This window comes from Pigmentiphaga aceris, assembly GCF_008119665.1.
GTDB lineage: Bacteria > Pseudomonadota > Gammaproteobacteria > Burkholderiales > Burkholderiaceae_B > Pigmentiphaga > Pigmentiphaga aceris.
On the sequence record NZ_CP043046.1, the window covers coordinates 1,705,126 to 1,722,661 of the forward strand.

At 61.4% G+C, this 17,536-nt stretch carries 17 protein-coding genes; 16 read left to right on the forward strand and 1 reads right to left on the reverse strand.

The window, feature by feature from the left end; translation table 11 throughout:
* Positions 1-61 precede the first annotated feature (61 nt).
* On the reverse strand, positions 62-1,762 hold the full coding sequence (locus tag FXN63_RS07120) for a ShlB/FhaC/HecB family hemolysin secretion/activation protein (protein WP_187395138.1): 1,701 nt from the start codon (positions 1,760-1,762) through the stop codon (positions 62-64).
* Between the two features lie 289 nt (positions 1,763-2,051).
* On the opposite strand from FXN63_RS07120, the gene FXN63_RS07125 reads away from it, so the two are divergent.
* The 16 genes from FXN63_RS07125 (at position 2,052) to FXN63_RS07200 (ending at position 17,456) form a co-directional block, all read left to right on the forward strand.
* Positions 2,052-2,804 carry an MHYT domain-containing protein gene (locus FXN63_RS07125; protein WP_187395139.1) on the forward strand — a complete coding sequence of 251 codons (753 nt, stop codon included), beginning with the start codon at positions 2,052-2,054 and terminating at the stop codon, positions 2,802-2,804.
* A gap of 373 nt (positions 2,805-3,177) precedes the next feature.
* Positions 3,178-3,351, forward strand: a complete 174-nt coding sequence (locus FXN63_RS07130; protein WP_148814021.1) for a Flp family type IVb pilin — start codon at positions 3,178-3,180, stop codon at positions 3,349-3,351.
* A 113-nt stretch (positions 3,352-3,464) separates the two neighbouring features.
* A complete protein-coding gene (locus FXN63_RS07135; protein WP_148814022.1) occupies positions 3,465-3,635 on the forward strand; it encodes a Flp family type IVb pilin in 171 nt (56 codons plus the stop codon).
* A gap of 77 nt (positions 3,636-3,712) precedes the next feature.
* Positions 3,713-4,267 carry an A24 family peptidase gene (locus tag FXN63_RS07140; protein WP_148814023.1) on the forward strand — a complete coding sequence of 185 codons (555 nt, stop codon included), beginning with the start codon at positions 3,713-3,715 and terminating at the stop codon, positions 4,265-4,267.
* A 45-nt stretch (positions 4,268-4,312) separates the two neighbouring features.
* Complete coding sequence (locus FXN63_RS07145; RefSeq protein ID WP_187395140.1) at positions 4,313-4,933, forward strand: TadE/TadG family type IV pilus assembly protein; 621 nt, start codon at positions 4,313-4,315, stop codon at positions 4,931-4,933.
* A 1-nt stretch (position 4,934) separates the two neighbouring features.
* Positions 4,935-5,486, forward strand: a complete 552-nt coding sequence (locus tag FXN63_RS07150) for a TadE/TadG family type IV pilus assembly protein (RefSeq protein ID WP_148814025.1) — start codon at positions 4,935-4,937, stop codon at positions 5,484-5,486.
* Positions 5,487-5,520: 34 nt separating this feature from the next.
* Entirely contained in the window at positions 5,521-6,510 is a 990-nt protein-coding gene (gene cpaB, locus FXN63_RS07155; protein WP_148814026.1) for a Flp pilus assembly protein CpaB, read from the forward strand.
* Positions 6,507-7,886 (forward strand): type II and III secretion system protein family protein, encoded by a 1,380-nt coding sequence (locus FXN63_RS07160; RefSeq protein ID WP_246165055.1) that lies wholly within the window; start codon positions 6,507-6,509, stop codon positions 7,884-7,886. The genes cpaB and FXN63_RS07160 overlap by 4 nt, the downstream gene beginning before the upstream one ends.
* Positions 7,887-7,921: 35 nt before the next feature.
* The gene (locus FXN63_RS07165; RefSeq protein WP_148814027.1) at positions 7,922-9,199 is read left to right on the forward strand and encodes a CpaE/TadZ family protein; all 1,278 of its coding nucleotides are present in this window, start codon (positions 7,922-7,924) and stop codon (positions 9,197-9,199) included.
* Positions 9,196-10,554 carry a TadA family conjugal transfer-associated ATPase gene (locus FXN63_RS07170; RefSeq protein WP_148814028.1) on the forward strand — a complete coding sequence of 453 codons (1,359 nt, stop codon included), beginning with the start codon at positions 9,196-9,198 and terminating at the stop codon, positions 10,552-10,554. Before FXN63_RS07165 ends, FXN63_RS07170 begins: the two co-directional genes overlap by 4 nt.
* 16 nt (positions 10,555-10,570) lie before the next feature.
* The gene (locus FXN63_RS07175; protein ID WP_148814029.1) at positions 10,571-11,533 is read left to right on the forward strand and encodes a type II secretion system F family protein; all 963 of its coding nucleotides are present in this window, start codon (positions 10,571-10,573) and stop codon (positions 11,531-11,533) included.
* Between the two features lie 15 nt (positions 11,534-11,548).
* On the forward strand, positions 11,549-12,517 hold the full coding sequence (locus FXN63_RS07180) for a type II secretion system F family protein (RefSeq protein WP_148814030.1): 969 nt from the start codon (positions 11,549-11,551) through the stop codon (positions 12,515-12,517).
* 11 nt (positions 12,518-12,528) lie between these two features.
* Positions 12,529-13,515: a tetratricopeptide repeat protein gene (locus FXN63_RS07185; RefSeq protein ID WP_148814031.1), complete on the forward strand. Its 987-nt coding sequence runs from the start codon at positions 12,529-12,531 to the stop codon at positions 13,513-13,515.
* Positions 13,516-13,536: 21 nt separating this feature from the next.
* Positions 13,537-13,908: a DUF3613 domain-containing protein gene (locus tag FXN63_RS07190; RefSeq protein ID WP_148814032.1), complete on the forward strand. Its 372-nt coding sequence runs from the start codon at positions 13,537-13,539 to the stop codon at positions 13,906-13,908.
* A 7-nt stretch (positions 13,909-13,915) separates the two neighbouring features.
* The gene (locus FXN63_RS07195) at positions 13,916-16,075 is read left to right on the forward strand and encodes a TadG family pilus assembly protein (RefSeq protein ID WP_148814033.1); all 2,160 of its coding nucleotides are present in this window, start codon (positions 13,916-13,918) and stop codon (positions 16,073-16,075) included.
* 10 nt (positions 16,076-16,085) lie between these two features.
* The gene (locus tag FXN63_RS07200) at positions 16,086-17,456 is read left to right on the forward strand and encodes a sigma 54-interacting transcriptional regulator (RefSeq protein WP_148814034.1); all 1,371 of its coding nucleotides are present in this window, start codon (positions 16,086-16,088) and stop codon (positions 17,454-17,456) included.
* Positions 17,457-17,536: the final 80 nt, after the last annotated feature.

Sequence of the window (17,536 nt, forward strand, 5' to 3'; positions counted from 1 at the left end):
TTACGGTCACGGATGGTTCACGTAACGTTACGTCGCCGGGCTGTAACGCCCGACGACCCCCTTAATCCAACTGCAACGAATAGCTCAGGTTAAAGCGCAGCGGCCGCTTCGATTCATTGATCGGTCGATCACCGATAGGCTTGGCGATATTCAAATCCAGGCTGTAATAACGGTCATCGCTGAAACGCAATCCAAGCGCTGCGGATGCAAGCTGTTCCTGCCCCTGACCGGGAAGCGGTTCGGCCACACGGATGCGTGCTGTATCGAGCAGGACATATGGCGTGACCGTCTTCAGATACGTCGTCGGCACCGCAAACTTGCGGTTCAACTCCAGTGCAAAGCCCCATCCTGAATCGCCGCCCACCGCACCCGACGGATACCCGGCCCCGAAGCGCGGGCCGCCGAAGGTGATCTGCTCTGACGGCGGCAGCGTGTCTCCACTGAACTGGGCAGCCATCGATCCGCTCAGGCCAAAGCCTGCCGGAAGCACCAGGTTCTGCGTGGCACCCAGGTTCAAGCGGGTAAAGCCAAGGTCGTAGTTGGTGGTGCTGGCCTGGCTTGCGCCCAGCCCATCCAAGCCTTTGCTCAGTCCTGCCGTCAGGCTGCGAGATTGCATGGGGCTGGCATCTGCATACGTCACATCGGCCTGCACCACACGGGTATGCGACACCAAGGCCACGTTCGCACCGTCTGCCACGCGGGTATAGCGATCAAGATTGTTGGCCGCATACACGCCCGCGCTGACATTCACACTGCGCGTATTGCTCAGCAGAACCGGATACGCCAGCGACAGGCCGACACGTCGATTCTCGATGTTGCGGGCCAGGCCCAGCGACTGCAGTACCTTGTCGCGCGGATCTGCCTTATATAAAGATGCGTTGCCGCGCAGGCTCAGGCCGTCGTCGCCAATCGGTTGGCGATAGGACAGCGCGTAATACTGCAGCTTGTCGCGTCCACCGGGAACGGCAGCATTCAATTGCAGCTGCTCGGCCAGCGGCGTCATGCTGTTGATATTGACCCCGAGTATGGCGCTGGGGCTATTGCCGACCTGGCCCAGAAACACATTCCCGGTCACTGGTTTGTGCGTAACGTTCAACACCAGCTCGGTTACACCATCTGCCCGTTGCGGTGCAGGCAATTCGGGTTTGATCTTCACCCCCGGCAATTGCGCCATCAGGTTCAGATATCGCTCAAGTGTCTCCAGGCGCAAGGGGCGATCGGCTTCGATGCGCGCAGCGTAACGTGCCATGGCGTCGTGTGCGCCACCAGCATCGCCTTCGATGCGGGTCTTGCCCACGAAACCCTCGATTACCGTGACCTTCACTTCGCCGTTGGCGAATGACTGTTCCTGTATCAGCCCGAACGACAGCGCATAACCACGTTGCTGATACAGCTTGGTGATTTCCTGTGCACGCTCGGCCAGCTCGCCAACGGAAATTTCCTTGCCTGCCAAGGGTGTCAGCAATGCCACCACGTCGTCGAACGGAATGGCGCTGACCCCACTGACCGCAAAGTGACGGGGCACGATACGACGGGCCAGACGCGCTTGAATCTCTGGTGACACGGGTGCTGCGGGCAGCGCAACCGGCGCACTGGCCGGTGGGGCTGCCGGTTCGATCTGCGGCAGCGAATCAATAGGATTTCCACGCATCGGCGCGTCGGCAGCCTGGGCACCAAAAGCAGCCAATATGGCCACCGAGACAGACGCGTGCTTCCACCAGCCGCCTGCGCAAGGCAGGGTCTTGAATGGTTTGATAATCATAGTAAGGCGGGGCGATCCGAGTGTCGCAATATCAGTACATATAGTCCCCGGGTTTGCTTGAGTTGTTCTGACTAGTTCTGACATTGCGACTAATTATTTTTGCGCGACGCCATGTTCTGACTAATTCTGACTTTCGATGGAGCTTTACGTGACGCGGTCGTTGAATGACGGTGGCCGAAGCTACGTTCTGATATTTTTCTAACATCTCGCGACGCTTGTCGTCCGAGCTGACTACCCCGGGGCAACCATGCAGTCTGGCGATATTATCTCCGTGTCCTTCAGGCCGGGGATGTTTGTACTGTCCTTTATCCTGTCTGCGCTCGGTGCGTATGTCGCGCTCGAAGCGACGTCCAAAATACGCAATGAAGATGGTGGGCTGCGTGTCGGGTATGTGCTGGTCGGTGCGCTGGCGCTGGGCGGGGTCACCATCTGGGGCATGCAGTTTCTTGGCATGGCAGCGCAGCGTTATCCGTTTGCCGTGGGTTATGAGTTCGGACTGACCTTCCTGACGTTCGTGATATCGGTGGTCGTGGCTGGGGTGGCGCTCTGGTATGTCGGCAAGTCTGCATTCAGCGCCAAGACCTGCATTGTCAGTGGCTGTGCTACGGGCGCAGTCATGGCAGGCGTCAACTACCTGGGCATGGATGCGGTGCATACGCAGGGCGTGCTGTCCTGGAGCGTGCTGGGGGTAGGGGCCTCGATTCTTATTGCTGCGGTGGCCGCCACTGTTTCCTTGTGGCTGGCGTTCAATGTCGAGAGCGAAGCCCAACGTCGCACGGCATCGGTAGTGATGGCGCTGTCTGTCGGGGGCTCACACTATATAGGCGTGCTGGCCTGCACCTTCATCTACGTGCCCAAGCCCGGTGACAGTGGACTGATCCTGGAAGGAGCATATCTTCCCTACGTCGTTTTTGCGTTGTGCCTGGCTATGCTGGGTGTGATGAAGCTTCAACTTGCCCGCGCTGCGCGGGTATATCAGAAGCGGCTTGAGGTGCGCATGAACGAGCTGCTGGAATCGCGCGATACAACCCACCCCGGTTAATCGCAAAATTACGACTATTCGCAGAAAAGTTGCTTATAACCAATAAGTCCAAAGCAATACTTTCTAGTATCTGTCGAATTCTGACAAACACATTTGTCAGTTCCCTCATTTAATGGCTTGCTCTGGATAATTCATAATTTTCTTTTATGAAGATCTCCAAAAGCAAAATTTTTTATGAGGATTGGGCGGGCGCGTTGCCGAGCTTCTGACAAGTCCTGACAAACCGTCGTCGCCTTGCTTGAGTATGGGCAGAATTAACTCACCAGATGCTTCGGATAATGTGCGAAGCCAGGGGCGGGCCGGAGAATCCCGCTGCACCCAGCGGCGGCCTGAATAAAAATCCATGCCATGGACTATGGCAATGAGGTCAATCATGAAAAATGAAATTGCTCAGTTCCTTCGTGAAGAAGATGGTGCCACGGCGCTTGAATACGGGCTGATCGCCGGCTTGATCGCTGTCGCGGTAATCGCCGTGATCGGTACCTTCACCGGCGCGCTGCAAGGTTTGTTCAATCGACTGGCTACGCGAATCGGTGCTGTTGGCTAAGTCTTGAGGGTCTCGATTGTTGAGTCAGTCGGGACCCTCATCACTGGCAGTACTCACAGACTGACCAGACAGCAAAAAATTTTCATGCTCAGGGCGTGATCGCGAGGCAAATCATGAAAACCCAGATTGCTCGATTTCTCCATGAAGAAGACGGTGCCACTGCATTGGAATACGGCCTGATCGCAGGCTTGATTGCCGTGGCGGTGATCGCTGTGCTTGGCACCTTCACTACCGCGCTGACTGGATTGTTCGGCCGTTTGAAGACGCTGATCGATGCGAACTAAGACGCAGACAGGCGTGGCGCACCTTGTTCTTGACGGTGCCGAGCACGCCTAGTCGTGCATGACAGGGCAGGCGAGATATGAGCGGCGGGTATCTGGTCTTGCTGTGGGTGTTGTGTGGGGTGGTTTTCGTCACCGACTGGCTGTTCAGGCGTGTGCCGAATCGCCTGCTGCTGGTGGTGCTTGCTGCGTATGTGGTGCTTCGTGTGGCCGACTGGGCAGGGTTGCCGGCAGGTACCGCGATCGACCTGCAAAGCTCGCTGGTGGGCGGGGTGCTGGCCTTTGTGTTCCTGCTGCCCTTCTACGCGTTTCGCGCGATGGGTGCAGGTGATGTGAAGTATTTCGCCGTGCTGGGCCTGCTGATGGGGCCAGCCGGCGTGTTGGTGGTGTGGTTGGCAGGTACCGCACTGACCGGTGTGCACGCTGTCATGCAGTGGATATATGCATCGGAAGCGGTACCGGCGCTCGCAAATCTGGGCCGGGTAGCTGGCTCATGGATGGATGGCGGTGGTGGGCGGTTGCAGCGCTTGGCAACATGGATCCACGACAAGCGTCAGGGAAGGCGGGGCATCCCGTACGCGGCATACATGGCAATTGCCGCGGTGGCGCAACCTTGGATCAGTGCCAGGCTTTGAATAGCTTGCCGGCTTGTGGGTGAAGCCGGTCGAAGAGGTTGCATCGTGCAGCGATACGTAAAGGTGCAACGCGCAGTTCCGCTCGAACCTGTTCGAGTGTGGACCCGTGGTGGCAGCGCCAGCCGTGCGCGCCAGCGGGGGGCATATGCGGTGGAATTTGCCGCTGTGTTTCTTGCGTTCTTCCTGACTTTCTACAGCTTGCTCAGCTGGGGCCTGATCGTTACCGCGCGGCAGTCCCTGCAATTGGCTGCTGAAGAAGCTGCACGTGGCAGCCTGCGTTATCAGGCTGCGGGTACCGACGTGCTGGCGCAAATCCGTGCGCGGCTTGCCGAGGCCTGCACCCTGGCCGATGCCGCCAGCGGCTGGGTCTCTTCTTTGTCTGGAAAAAACACCAGCTGCAAAGCCGTCGTGTCCGGCACCGGGCTGTGCGGGGCCACAACCTGCTGCCTGTCTTTTGATCGCAACGTGTCATCGGGAAGCGGTTCTGGCAATGGCTGCCAGTCACCCACTTCCGGCTGGATGGTCACGGTGCGCATCAACTACGACAACTACCGATCCTTCCCGCTGATTCCGGTGTTTCCCGGATTCAGCGCCATGTTGCCCGCACAGTTGGTGGCGCAGGCAACGGTATGGATTCCGCCGACCTCACTCGATCGAGGGGTCTGACATGCGTACTGTCATGCGTCGATTCGCACAAACCGCACAAGCCACACAAACATCCCGGGCTGCACCAGCACGCCAGCGCGGCATGGCTGCCATCGAGTTTGCCTTGGTCAGTGGCGTCTTCTTCATGATGTTCTATTTCGTCGTGACTTACGGCGCAGTGTTTGTGGTGCAGCAGTCGCTGAGCCGCGCCGCCGCCGAAGGCGCGCGTGCATTGTTGACCAGCGAATTTGCGGCGTCGGCTACACCCGGCATTCGCACGAGTTCGGTCATCGCCCCAGAACAGCTGGGCCGTGACGCCGCCGCGCGCGTGGTCGCCTGGTTGTCTGACTTTCGTCAGACGCAGTCCCAGCCAGCCATCGCACCGGCCGTCGTGGCGGCACCGAATTGCGCATCCGGCATGGCCTGCAGAACGGTGACCGTTTCCTACCAGAACTACGCGGCCTATCCACTGATTCCGTCGCTGCTGCCGTCGAGCATGATGCCGCAGTCCCTGAGTGCCAGCGCAACCGTCCAGCTCGATCCCGAGCAATGGGCACGCGCCGGTGGTTCCTGATTTCGTTTTCCATGTCCAGACACAGGTGTGATCGATGAACCGAGCGACCAAAATCGTGGCCGCTGTACTGGTGGCGCTGTCCCTGGGGCTGGCCGTGCTTGCCATCGTCCTGGGCCGGCAAAGCAGCCCGCCAGAGGTCGTGGTGGCTGCGCCGGTTGCGGACCCGGCACCGTCCTACCCGGTTGTGGTGGCCGACGCAGAATTGCCTGTGGGTCAGCCCATCGAAGCCAGGCAGTTGAAGGTGGTCAACCTGTCGATCTTCCCGCCGGGTACCAACGGCGATATCGATGCTTTCGTCGGCAAGAAGCCGGTGCGCGCGATCCCGGTGGGCCGACCCATCTACGAGTCCGACCTGGGCGCAGCAAGCCCCTTGTCCTTTGCCATGACCGACGGTGAGCGGGCCATTGCCTTGACGGTCGAGGAAATCGGCGGCGGCAGTGGTACCAGCAGCGGTGGTCCGAACCGGATCTCTGCGGGTGATTTCGTGGATGTGTTCTTCTCGCTCAAAGACCAGAGCAATGTTGGTCGCAGCCAGGTGCGCCTGCTGCTGTCACGGGTCCGTGTGCTGGTGTACGGCTCGGGGGTGACCGACAACCTGGCAGTGGCACAGTCTGGCCCGGTCACGCGGCCGGCGGTGCTGGTGGTGCCGCTGCCCGATGTGCCGCGCCTGTTGCTGGCGACCCAGCATGGCCGTGTCGTGCTGGCGCTGCGCGCGCCGGGCGACGATGCCGTGGCCGACGTCAACCTGTTCCACCAGCCAGGGCCGGCCTTGGCGCCGCGTCCCGGTTTGAACGATGCCCAGCGTGCGTCGCTGCGTGAACCCAGCAACCAGGCCTACGCAGGCATGAGCCTGGGGGGGCTGGTCAACCTTACCGAAGAATCCGTTCCTGCATCGCCATCCCCTGTGCCGGTGCCGCCCGCCGTGTCTCCCGCATCGCCCACGCCGCGCCAAGCGCCGCGTGCGGCGCCGACACGTCAGGTCGAAATCATTCGAGGAACGCAGACAGAGGTCGTGCCATTTTGATCAGTCGCTTGGGGTTCCATGCGGGTGCGCGCGGGTCGTACCTGTTCATGTCAGGGGTGGTGGTATGTGCGGTTGCCGTGGGCATCGCTGGGCAGGTGCGCGCCGCAGACGTGGCGCAGACGCTTAGCTTGGGGATACGCGACAACCATGAATTGGCGCTGGGTGCCGAACTTGAACGGGTGGCCATTGCCGATCCGGACATCGTTGATGTGCTGCTGCTCAAACCCGGGCCGCAACGCAAGGCAGGCGCGGTGTTGGTGGTCGGCAAGCAAGCCGGGACCACCACGGTGTCGCTGTGGACCAAGGGCGAGGCAAGTGCAAAGACCTATGTGGTGAAGGTGCTGGGCGAGCTGGCTGCGTTGCAGCCCCCGCCCGCCGGTGCGACGGTCGATGTGCGAGGTGGGCGGGCAGTGGTGCGCGGCAGTTTTTCCACCCTGGCCGAACACGAAAATTCCGTGATTGCGGCACGCGATTCGGTGGGCAAGGAAGGGGTGGTACTGGATACCTCCACGGTTGCCTCGGGTGGCGTGGTGCAGGTCGATGTGAAGGTCGTTGAATTCAGCAAGTCGGTCATGAAAGAAGCCGGCTTCAACCTGGTCAGCTCGCGTGACCGGGGCTTTGCGTTCGGTACCTATTCCCCGGGCAGGTATACGGGCGTGACCAGCAGCGGCGGGCTGCCGGCTGCCGGTGCCGCGATTGGCGAAGCGTTCAACCTGGTGTTCCTGAACGCCTCACGCAGCTTGTCGGTGAACCTCAGCCTGCTGGAAACCAATGGCTTGGCGCGTGTGCTGGCCGAGCCGTCCCTGGTGGCCTTGTCAGGGCAAAGCGCAAGTTTCCTGTCCGGTGGCGAATTGCCGGTGCCAAGCGCCGGTGCCTTGGGCACGACAAGTGTTGAGTACAAGCCATTCGGTATCGGCCTGACCTTGACACCCACCGTGTTGGGGCGCGATCGGATCGCGTTGAAAGTCGCCCCCGAGGCCAGCGACATCGACTGGGCCAACGGCGTGACGGTCAATGGATTGCAGATTCCCGGCATCAGCACGCGGCGTGCTGATACCACGGTGGAACTGGGTGACGGAGAGAGCTTTGTGATCGGTGGTCTGGTGTCGCGCACCACGGTGTCGAGTCTGGACAAGGTGCCGTTCCTGGGTGACCTGCCAATCATCGGTGCCTTCTTCCGTGGCATGTCTTACTCGCAGAATGAAAAAGAGCTGGTGATCATCGTGACACCGCGTTTGGTCCAGCCCTTGGCACGTGGTGCCGCCTTGCCCTTGCCGGGCGAGTTGCAAGAAAAGCGCGATAGCCCGGGCAATGCCTGGGGCAGCTATTTAATGGGTATCTCCTCGGACGATGTACTGCCCGGCTTCTCGAAATAGAACCCAGTGTCCGCGGAATTTTGCAGGGAAAAAACATGAACGCTCGCAACCAGGAATTCTCCGGATCTACGGGATTGGACCAGTTTCTTTTTTGCTCTCAGGACACCGAAGCCGCCCGCCAGTTGGCGATCGGTCTGGAAGACCTGGGTGTGCTGGTGCAGGAACCAGGCTCGGCAGCCGACGTGGCCTTGCGGGTGGCAACGCTTGCGCCACGCCTGATCTTCGTGGACTTTGCGCGCGGTGGATCAGCTGAGCAGATCGCCGTCAGCGTCGATCTGGCGCAGGCCCTGACGCGCAATTCACCGGGCGTCCCGCTGATCGCAGTCGGCAACATGGCGCATCCGGGCGGTGCCATTGCCGCGATTCGGGCTGGCGTGCGTGAGTTCATCGACTTGTCGGCAGGCCCGGCCGAGGTACGCGGCGTGGTCGGCCGTGTGATCGAGACCGCCGCGCGTGAACCGGCCCCTGCGCCCGCTGCACGCGGCAAGCTGGTGGCCTTGCTGGGCGTGCGCGCCGGGGTGGGAACCAGCACGCTGGCGGTGCATCTGGGGGCTGCGGCCCATGCCTATTGTTCGCAGGCGCATCCGCCCACTACACCTGGTGAGACACGCAGCCGTGCCGCGCTGCTCGATCTGGGTCAACCGGTTGGCGATGGTCAGCTGTACCTGAACGTGGCCAGCGAATTCCACTTTGCCGAGGCCGTGCGCAACCTGCGTCGTCTGGACGAAACCCTGGTTCGCTCGGCACTGGCACGCAGTTCGCATTGCGTCACCGTGGTGCCCTTGCCGCGTGACCTGGGCGAGATGCGCAGCGTGTCACTGAGCGATTCAATGGCCTTGATGGATCGCCTGCGCATGTATTTCGATGTGGTGTTTGCCGACGTGGGCGGGCTGTCCAACCCGGACTTCATCGACAACCTGGTCAACGGCGCGGACGAGGCCTGGCTGATTACCGATCAGAGTGTCGGGGCGCTGGTGTCCTTGGCCGACCTGCTGCGTGAACTGGACACGCGTGGCATCCGTTCCGATCGCCTGCGCCTGATCGTGAACCGCTACGACGAGCGTTACGGCATGACGGCCGATCAGATATCGGAACGTTTCGGGGTGCGCCTGCTGGTCACTTTGCCTGACCGCATCTTGCCCTTGATGAGCAGTACCAACCAAGGCAAGTTGCTGAGCGAAGTTGCCGAACGTGACCCCTATGTGCGCGGCGTCAACTACCTGATCGACAAACTCGTGTCCACGCGCCAGCCCAAGAATGAAATGAATTGGGTCACCCGGTGGCTGCCGCAGAATAAGAAGGCCCATGTATGAGTCGCATGGTCGAGTTTGCCGACGATGGTGCGAACTTCGCCCAGACCCAGCGTTATCAGGACGTCAAGGCGGCCGCACACGAACATCTGCTGTCCCGCATTGAAGAGCTGGGGGCGGAGTTCGGTCGCTGGTCGCGCACGGCAATCAACAAGTTTGTCGACCTGGAGGTTGACAGCTACATCCGCCTGCGCCGTGTCCCGATCAACGAAGGTGAAGTCCGGCAGATTGCCAGTGCACTTACCAAAGAGCTGGCAGGCCTCGGCCCGCTGGAAGATTTGCTGGGTGATGCCGAAGTCGAAGACATCTTGATCAACGGCTTCAACAACGTATTCGTGTCGCGCCGTGGCGTGTTGAAACGCGAGACCCTGCGCTTCTCGGACAACCAGCACCTGCTGCGCATCGTGCGCCGCATTCTTGCGCCGCTCGGGCGTCGTCTGGACGAATCCACGCCGATGGTCGATGCCCGGCTGCCTGACGGCGGTCGTTTGAACGTGGTGATCGAGCCCTTGGCCGTCGATGGCCCGATGGTGTCGATACGTAAGTTCCGGCAAGACCCGCTCAAGCCCGCCGACATGGTGGCCCTGGGCAGCTTCGACGAAAACATCTACCGTTTGCTTGATTGCGCGGTGCGCGCACGTTGCAACATTCTGGTGTCTGGCGGTACCAGCTCGGGCAAGACCTCGTTGCTGAATGCGTTGGCTTTTTTTGTGCCTGAGAACGAGCGTGTGGTGACGGTTGAAGACACGGCCGAACTGTCGCTGAATCACCCGCATGTGGTCCGGCTCGAATCGCGGCAAGGGGGCTTCGACGGCTCGGGCATGGTGTCCATCCGCGACCTGATCCGCAACAGCTTGCGGATGCGTCCCGACCGGGTGGTGGTCGGTGAGGTCCGTGGCCCCGAAGTGATGGACATGCTGCAGGCCATGAACACTGGCCACGATGGATCGATGGCCACGATTCACGCAAATTCCGCCCGCGAATGCCTGTATCGGATCGAGATGCTGGCAGGCTTCGCCGGCTTTGCCGGCAGCGAAGACAGCCTGCGCCGCCAGATTGCCGGCGCATTGGATTTCATCGTGCAGATCGGCCGCCTGTCCAACGGTAAACGGCGCCTGTTGTCGGTGACCGAGATCACCGGCATGGCCGACAACATGATCGCCATCCAGGAGCTGTACCGGCACGAAACCCATACCGCGCCAGACGGCACCGAAAGTGATCGCTGGGTATCGCTCGGCATCTTGCCGCATTCCCCCAAGCTGCTGAAATATCGCGACGAATTGCGGCCCCGTGTCGAGGTGCCGGAAGAGCCTGCGCCGGCACCGGCAAGCAACGGGTTCTGGGGGCGGTCGCGTTGATGAACGGAGGTGCGTGATGACTCGCACATCGATGGGCTTGTGGTTGGGCGCGCTGTCGCTGCTATGCGTCGCAGCGGCGCTGATGTTGTGGCATGTCGCCAGCAATCGGGCGCGACGGCAGGCCACGTCTGCGTTCATCGATCATCAGCTGGAGCGCCATGCATCGCAAGCGCATGGGCACGCCCATGCACACGTGCCTGCCGATGCCCCGACCCCGGCCGCATCGGGCGCGCGCCCTCGCAGCGTGATACCCGGTTGGGATGCATTGCTGCTGAACGCCGGTGTGTTCCCGGACATGCGTCTGTACCTGTTGCTGGTGATGCCGGCGGTTTGCATGGTGGTACTTGCACTGGGTTTTGCAGGCCCCTTGTCGGCAGGATTGGCGTTGTTTCTGTATTGCGTACTGGTGTATTTCCGCCTGTGGACGATGGGCCAGAAACGCTTGCGCAAGATGGCAGTGCAACTGCCCGGTTTTCTCGACAGCGTGGTGCGCCTGGTCACGATCGGCAGCAGTCTGGGGTCGGCATTTCAGTCTGCCGTGCCCAGCGCGGAAGAACCGCTGAAAAACGTATTGGAACGCGCCGCCCAGCTCAATCGCGCCGGCATGGAACTCGATACCGCCTTGCGCCAGGTGGCAAAGGTCTACAACTTTCCACCGCTTTACTTGATTGCGTCAGTGATTGGCATCGGCCTGCGTTTCGGCGGGCGCAGCGATCTGGTGCTGGACCGCATGGCGAACTTCATGCGCGATCTGGATCAGGCTCGGCAAGAGCTGATCGCCTTGTCTTCCGAGACGCGCATGTCTGCCTGGATACTCGGGTTGATGCCCCTGGGCGTGGCGTGTTTCATCGTGGTGTTCAACAACGACATGTTCATGAGCATGTGGGCCGATCCGAGCGGGCAGAACATGTTGCTGTCAGCAGTTGGTCTGCAACTGGTCGGCAGCTTCTGGCTGTATCGCCTGGCGAAAGGGGTTTGACATGAGGGGTGTGACATGGTGAGCGCCTATGTGTTGTCCATCATCTCGCTCTTGCTGCTGGCGCTCGCCGTAGGTCTGGCAGGCGGGTCGATGGTGTTGCGCGCCGCGCGTCAGCAACGCAGCCGGCAGTCCATCGACAAACGCCTGAACCGGCGCGCCACGCCCGGTGCCTCGCGCAGCGACGACGAACCTGAAGAAGGTCCTGCCACCCGCCTGGGGCGCGCGCGTGCACGTGCGCTGCAACTCGGCAAACAGTTGTCCAAGGGCCGGGTCGGCGAACTGCTGCTGACCGACGAAGAGCGGCAGTTGCTGACACAAAGCGGGTTCAACCGGGAGAACGACCGGTCGATCTTCGCGTTGTCACGTGCCGGCTTGGCGCTGGGCCTGCCCATTGTGATCATGTTCGTGCTGTCCCTGGATGGACTGGGCGAATACGTGATGGCGGCGTTCTTTGGCCTGGCATTCGGTCTGATGCTGCCCAAGTGGTATCTGCGCCGTCGTGCTGCGCGCAGGCGCGTCCAGGCTGCCGATGAACTGCCCTTGCTGATCGACCTGATGCGCCTGCTGCAAGGGGTAGGGCTGTCCATCGATCAAAGCCTGCACATCATCGTTCAGGAGTTCAAGCATGTGCTGCCTATCCTGAGCGGAGAACTGGCGCTGGCAGCCGGGCAATACGCACGTGGCCGTACCCGCGAACAATCCTTGACCCGTGTGGCCACGCTCTACAACAACGACGACCTGGCTGCCTTGGTCGGCATGATCGTGCAGGTAGATCGCCACGGCGGAGCCGTGCAGGAACCCTTGCAACGCTTCGGCGAGCGGTTGCGCGAACAGCGCAAGCTGGACCTGAAAATGCGGGTGGGCAAGCTGACGGTGAAGATGACCGGCGTGATGGTCGTGACCCTGCTGCCTGCATTGATCGTGGTGACGGGGGGCGCAGGTTTCCTGGCCTTGTTCCGAGGCTTGTCGAAGATGGGTTTATGAGTACACATCACATGATCGTTTTGCGTTCCTTGCCCGCGCGTACCGTCGGTGTCACCGCACGCCGCATTGCGATGCTGTGTCTGGCGGGGCTGCTTACGGCTTGCGCCAGCGACAAGCCTGCGGGTTATGGCCTGGCACCGAATGGCCCGGTGCGCACCGATATTGCACCGGCTGCCGCGCTGGGCGACAAAACGCAGCCAGACACTCCCGGCATGTATCGTTCCTTGATCGAGCGCATGCAGGCGCAGGGCTTGTTCTTTGCCTCGCTTGCCCACATTGCGCAGTTCGAAAATCAGTTCGGTATCAGCCCCGAATCCATTCTTCTGCGTGCGCGTGCACAGCGGGAAACCGGGCAGCTTGATCAAAGCGCCGAGGCCTATCGCGGGCTGCTGGATACGCCGCTTGCGGCGCCTGCATGGCACGGCCTGGGCCTGATCGCTGGTGCCCGCAGCGACTATGCCGGCGCAGCCAAGGCATTGGCCGAAGCCGCGCGTCGTGCACCGACCGACCCGATGGTGCTCAATGATTACGGTTATGCCTTGTTGCGTGCCGGGCAGCTCAGCGCCGCCAGATTGCCGTTTGCGCAGGCGGCCGAGCTGGATGCTGGCAACACCAAGATCATCGCCAACCTGGCGGTGTATTTGCGGGTCAATGGCGAGATCGGACGTGCCGATGCGGTGATGGAACGCGGGGCGCTTCCCCCCGCCACGCGTGCTGCTGTGCTTCGCTTGTCTGAGCGAATTCGCGCCGACATTGTGGCCCACAAGCCAGATGATTCCCTGGCAGCGCAGACATCGGATCGGGCGTCCACGGCTACCGTTACTGCCGCAACTACCGCGACCTCCAATGGCCCGGTGGTATCTCGCGTAGATGCCGACACATCGGCCATGCTGGTCTCCCGGCATTCGCCGATTGTCGCGGCCGGCATGGATTCGCCGCTGGTGTCTGCACGTCCTTCCCCATCTTCGCCCGAACGCGTTGGCACCGAGCCTCGCTAGGTCTGCGCCGGAGTCATCATCATGCATCTCATCCCCAAACTCGCGCGTTCCCAGGTACCAGACGCCCAGGTGCGTTGCCGCCAGCTGCTGCTTGGCCTGGTGCTGAGCGGCACGGCCTGGCTTGCGCACGCCCAGCCCGCACCGCAGCCATCCACCGCGATGACCGCCGCGCCGAATGTAGGTGCGGTTCCCTCGGCACCGGGCCGCGCACCCGTGGTGGGTGCTACGGCGCGTCACTTGCTGGAAGCGCAGTCCAGCGGACGCATTGCCGCACCTGGCAAGCCCATGTCGGGGGCCACCGCATCTGCCAGCTGGAAGCGATACGTAGATACCTTCTCTCACCCCGTGCCCGAGTTCTTCGAGTCGCGGGTAGGCAAAAAAACGTCTGAGTGAGTCGATCATGCGGCCCCGCCTGTCACGTGCACACATAGGTCCGGCCCGCCAGCGCGGCGCGATTGTCATTGCGGCATCGATGGCTATCCTGGTCTGCATTGCGCTGCTGGCATCGGCCGACATCGGTTATCTGTTCTATATCAAGCGTGAGTTTCAGAAGAGTGCCGATCTGGCTGCGTTGGCGGGCTCGCAGAAACTGCCCAACCCGTGCGCGTCTGGTGGCGCTGCGTCACCGACCTCGGCAGCCACCGCCAACGCGACTTCCAACCTGAGCACGCATAATTTCTCGACGCCACCTGTGGTGACGGTCAACTGCGGCATCTGGTCCAGCCTGACGCCATCTTCCCCGGCGGGCAGTGAAGGCGGCCGATATTTCGTGATCGGCGGCACGCCCACCACCATCAACGCCGTGCAGGTCGTCATCACCGGCAGTGCACCGGCCATGATGCCCTTCATCGCCACCCGCACCGTGCGCGCGAGCGCCGTGGCCATTCGTGACCAGCCCAGCGCGGTGATCTCCACCGGATCACAGCTTGCGTCGCTGCGGCTGGGTGGCTTGAATGCCGCCGTATTGGGACCCGATGGCGCGGCACGCATCACGCTGGATGGCCTGTTGGGCCGCCTGGGCATTCCGGTCGCAGCGGACATCGGCGTGGGCGAACTGAACGCCTTGCTGGCGGCCAACAAGATCAGCGTGGGAACACTGATCGCTGCATCGGCCAGCGCGTTGCCAGCCAGCGGCGCAGCATTGTCCACCCAGCTTGGCGTGTTGCGGCAAGCGGTGGAAGCCAATGCAACGCTCAGCGCGGCCAAGGTGCAGTTGGGCGGGGCCAATTCGCCAGTCAGTCTGTTCACCGGTGTCGGATCGAGTGCGACACAGGACTCTGCTTCTTTGGCACGCGCGGCACTGCATACTGAATTGAAAGTGACCGATCTGGTGTCGGCTGCAATCGGCATTGCGTCATCCACCAATGCCGTAGCCGTGCCCGGCCTCAACCTGGCTGGCATCAACGTTACCGCAGGCATCGTGTCACCGCCGTCTGTTGCCGCAGGCCCGGTGGGGACAACGGCCAGACAGGCGCAGGTTCGTCTGTTTGTCGATATCGACTCCAGCACCATTCCCGTGGTGGGGCCAGTGGCGCTGGCACTCGAAACGCGGGTGCATCTGCCCTTGTTCATCGACGTCGCACGCGGCACCGCGCGCATCAACGCAATCTCTTGCTCCAGCGCACCGCGTACCGTGGATGTGCTGGTGAATCAGTCCATACTTGGCGCTTGCGTCGGCAAGGTCGCAGATGCCACCCGTTTTTCGGCGCAAGGACTATGCGATGCCGCAACACCGACCGATCTGCAGCCCGAAGTGTTGCTCAAGCTGCTGGGGTCGAATCTGCTGACCACCAGCATTCGCACTGATGCGCTGACATCAACCGAACTCTTGCCCGGCATGGTGGCTGGCGAAACCCGCAGCAGCTCGAACAGCCTTCCGATTGGATCGACCATCTCCAATCTGATCGGCACGCTTACGGCCACCCTTGGTCGGCTGACCACCACCACACCGCCCCCAAGCAGTACCGCGAACCAGGTCGCTGTTGACAGCGCAAATCTCTATCTGGCCGCGACGCCCAAAGACGCCTTTGGGCGCTATCAGATCGATTCCTTGATTGGCCTGCTGCAAAACGGCAAAAGCGACGGGTCGCTGGCTGCACTTGGTACCTGGGACATGCCGGTGCCATATGCGTGCGGCCCGCTCAATCTGCTGACTTGCTACAGCACCGGGTCGGTGTGGGCCTCGTTCAAGGCCACGGTGACAGGTGCGAGTACCGGTGTGCTCGGTGGTGTGCTGGGGACAGCCCTTGGCGGACTGGTCGTGAACAACTGTTATGGCCTGATCTCGTCGCTGCTGAACTACAACAACTGCATTGCCTCGAATCTGGTGTCGTACCTGCAGACCAAACCTGGGGGCGTTCTGCAACCACCGTCTTCAGGGGCGTGCAATACCTTGTTATGCACCGCGCTCAAACCGGTTACCGATGGGCTGACGTCGGTGTTGAACACCGTCGGCTCCACGCTGGCCAGCACCTTGTCCAGCACCCTTGGCCTGTCGCTTGGCCAGACCAGCGTCACCGTTCAGGCCATTTCTTGCGGCAATGTCCGCATTGTTTATTAGGCTCGACCGCATGGCTACGAAACCCGCTAGAAAACCGCAAGCTGCCACGGTCGATTTCGATGTCTATGTCTGGGAAGGAAAGTCTGACATCGTCGAACGTGTCAGCGCTTGTCTCGGTCATCTTGACATCGACGTGGTGCGTGCCGATGGCCTGGAAGCCACCACAGAAAAACGCGCGCAGAGTTCCACGGTTGCGATCATTTCCGTCAGTGCCATCGATCAACCCAACTTCACGGCACCGGATTGGCGCAGCCGTCACAGCATGCCGGTGATCTGGGTAACGGCCGAACCGCGTGGTGTCGACCCACGCGTCTATCCCCCTGACTACGAGAACATCCTGGCGCTGGATTTTTCCTGCGCAGAATTGCGCACGTTGCTGTTCCGGCTGGTGGGTGACATCCGCGCCGGCTTGGCTCCCACCAGCCGGGCTGAACCCCTGGTGGCAACCTCGGTGTCCATGCGTCAGTTGCTGACGGAAGTCGAGGCATTCGCTGACTGCGACGCCAGTGTGCTGGTGCATGGCGAGACCGGTGTCGGCAAGGAACGCATCGCGCAGATGCTTCACGAAGGGCATAGCCGCTACGGGGCCGGGCCTTTTGTGGCGGTCAACTGCGGGGCCATTCCAGATGGCTTGTTCGAGTCGCATTTTTTCGGTCATGCCAAAGGCGCGTTCACGGGCGCGCAGTTCACCCACAAGGGATACTTTGAGCAGGCAACCGGGGGCACCTTGTTCCTGGACGAAATCGGCGACCTGCCGCTTTATCAACAGGTGAAGCTTCTGCGTGTGCTGGAAAGCAGCGCCGTCACCCGGCTGGGGTCCAGCACCGACATCGCGGTGGACTTCCGGCTGGTGGCGGCCACCAACCGCAACCTGCGTGACCTGGTGGCGCAGGACCTGTTTCGGGCTGACTTGTATTACCGCCTGGCGGTGATCGAACTCAAGGTGCCGAATCTGGAAGAGCGGGGCGGCGACGAAAAAGTGGCAATCTTCCAACGCTTGCTGGAAGACGTGGTGCAGGAAGTGTCGGTCACGTTGCCAACCTGGCTGATCAGCTTGGTGGCGTCGACTCGCTACGCAGGCAATGTGCGTGAACTGCGCAATATTGCTGAGCGTGTCGGCATTATTCGCCGCCAACTCGGCGACTGGGATCGTGCACGCATCGAGCGTGTATTTGCGCCATTGGCCCAGGCATCGGGCGCTTCGCGCAATCCTCGCGACACGGCTGAACGCGAGCGTGTCATTTCAGCACTGGACGCCAATGGCTGGCGACGGCAGGATACCGCTCAACATCTGGGTATCAGTCGCAAGGTCTTGTGGGAAAAAATGCGCAAGTACCAGATAGCAGGTGCGGAAGCCGAGCCTGCAGGAGAAGTGGATTAGCCATATGATGGCGTCCTGGCCGTTACGCTTGGTAATGCGCCACTCAGATCGGACCGATCCATCGCACGGCCCAGTGGCGC

Excerpts from the sequence above, each read along its gene's own strand:
- FXN63_RS07120 (WP_187395138.1), bottom strand. The coding sequence starts at position 1,762 with ATGATTATCAAACCATTCAAGACCCTGCCTTGCGCAGGCGGCTGGTGG.
- FXN63_RS07125 (WP_187395139.1), top strand. The coding sequence starts at position 2,052 with ATGTTTGTACTGTCCTTTATCCTGTCTGCGCTCGGTGCGTATGTCGCG.
- FXN63_RS07130 (WP_148814021.1), top strand. The coding sequence starts at position 3,178 with ATGAAAAATGAAATTGCTCAGTTCCTTCGTGAAGAAGATGGTGCCACG.
- FXN63_RS07135 (WP_148814022.1), top strand. The coding sequence starts at position 3,465 with ATGAAAACCCAGATTGCTCGATTTCTCCATGAAGAAGACGGTGCCACT.
- FXN63_RS07140 (WP_148814023.1), top strand. The coding sequence starts at position 3,713 with ATGAGCGGCGGGTATCTGGTCTTGCTGTGGGTGTTGTGTGGGGTGGTT.
- FXN63_RS07150 (WP_148814025.1), top strand. The coding sequence starts at position 4,935 with ATGCGTACTGTCATGCGTCGATTCGCACAAACCGCACAAGCCACACAA.
- cpaB (WP_148814026.1), top strand. The coding sequence starts at position 5,521 with ATGAACCGAGCGACCAAAATCGTGGCCGCTGTACTGGTGGCGCTGTCC.
- FXN63_RS07165 (WP_148814027.1), top strand. The coding sequence starts at position 7,922 with ATGAACGCTCGCAACCAGGAATTCTCCGGATCTACGGGATTGGACCAG.
- FXN63_RS07170 (WP_148814028.1), top strand. The coding sequence starts at position 9,196 with ATGAGTCGCATGGTCGAGTTTGCCGACGATGGTGCGAACTTCGCCCAG.
- FXN63_RS07175 (WP_148814029.1), top strand. The coding sequence starts at position 10,571 with ATGACTCGCACATCGATGGGCTTGTGGTTGGGCGCGCTGTCGCTGCTA.
- FXN63_RS07180 (WP_148814030.1), top strand. The coding sequence starts at position 11,549 with ATGGTGAGCGCCTATGTGTTGTCCATCATCTCGCTCTTGCTGCTGGCG.
- FXN63_RS07185 (WP_148814031.1), top strand. The coding sequence starts at position 12,529 with ATGATCGTTTTGCGTTCCTTGCCCGCGCGTACCGTCGGTGTCACCGCA.
- FXN63_RS07190 (WP_148814032.1), top strand. The coding sequence starts at position 13,537 with ATGCATCTCATCCCCAAACTCGCGCGTTCCCAGGTACCAGACGCCCAG.
- FXN63_RS07195 (WP_148814033.1), top strand. The coding sequence starts at position 13,916 with ATGCGGCCCCGCCTGTCACGTGCACACATAGGTCCGGCCCGCCAGCGC.
- FXN63_RS07200 (WP_148814034.1), top strand. The coding sequence starts at position 16,086 with ATGGCTACGAAACCCGCTAGAAAACCGCAAGCTGCCACGGTCGATTTC.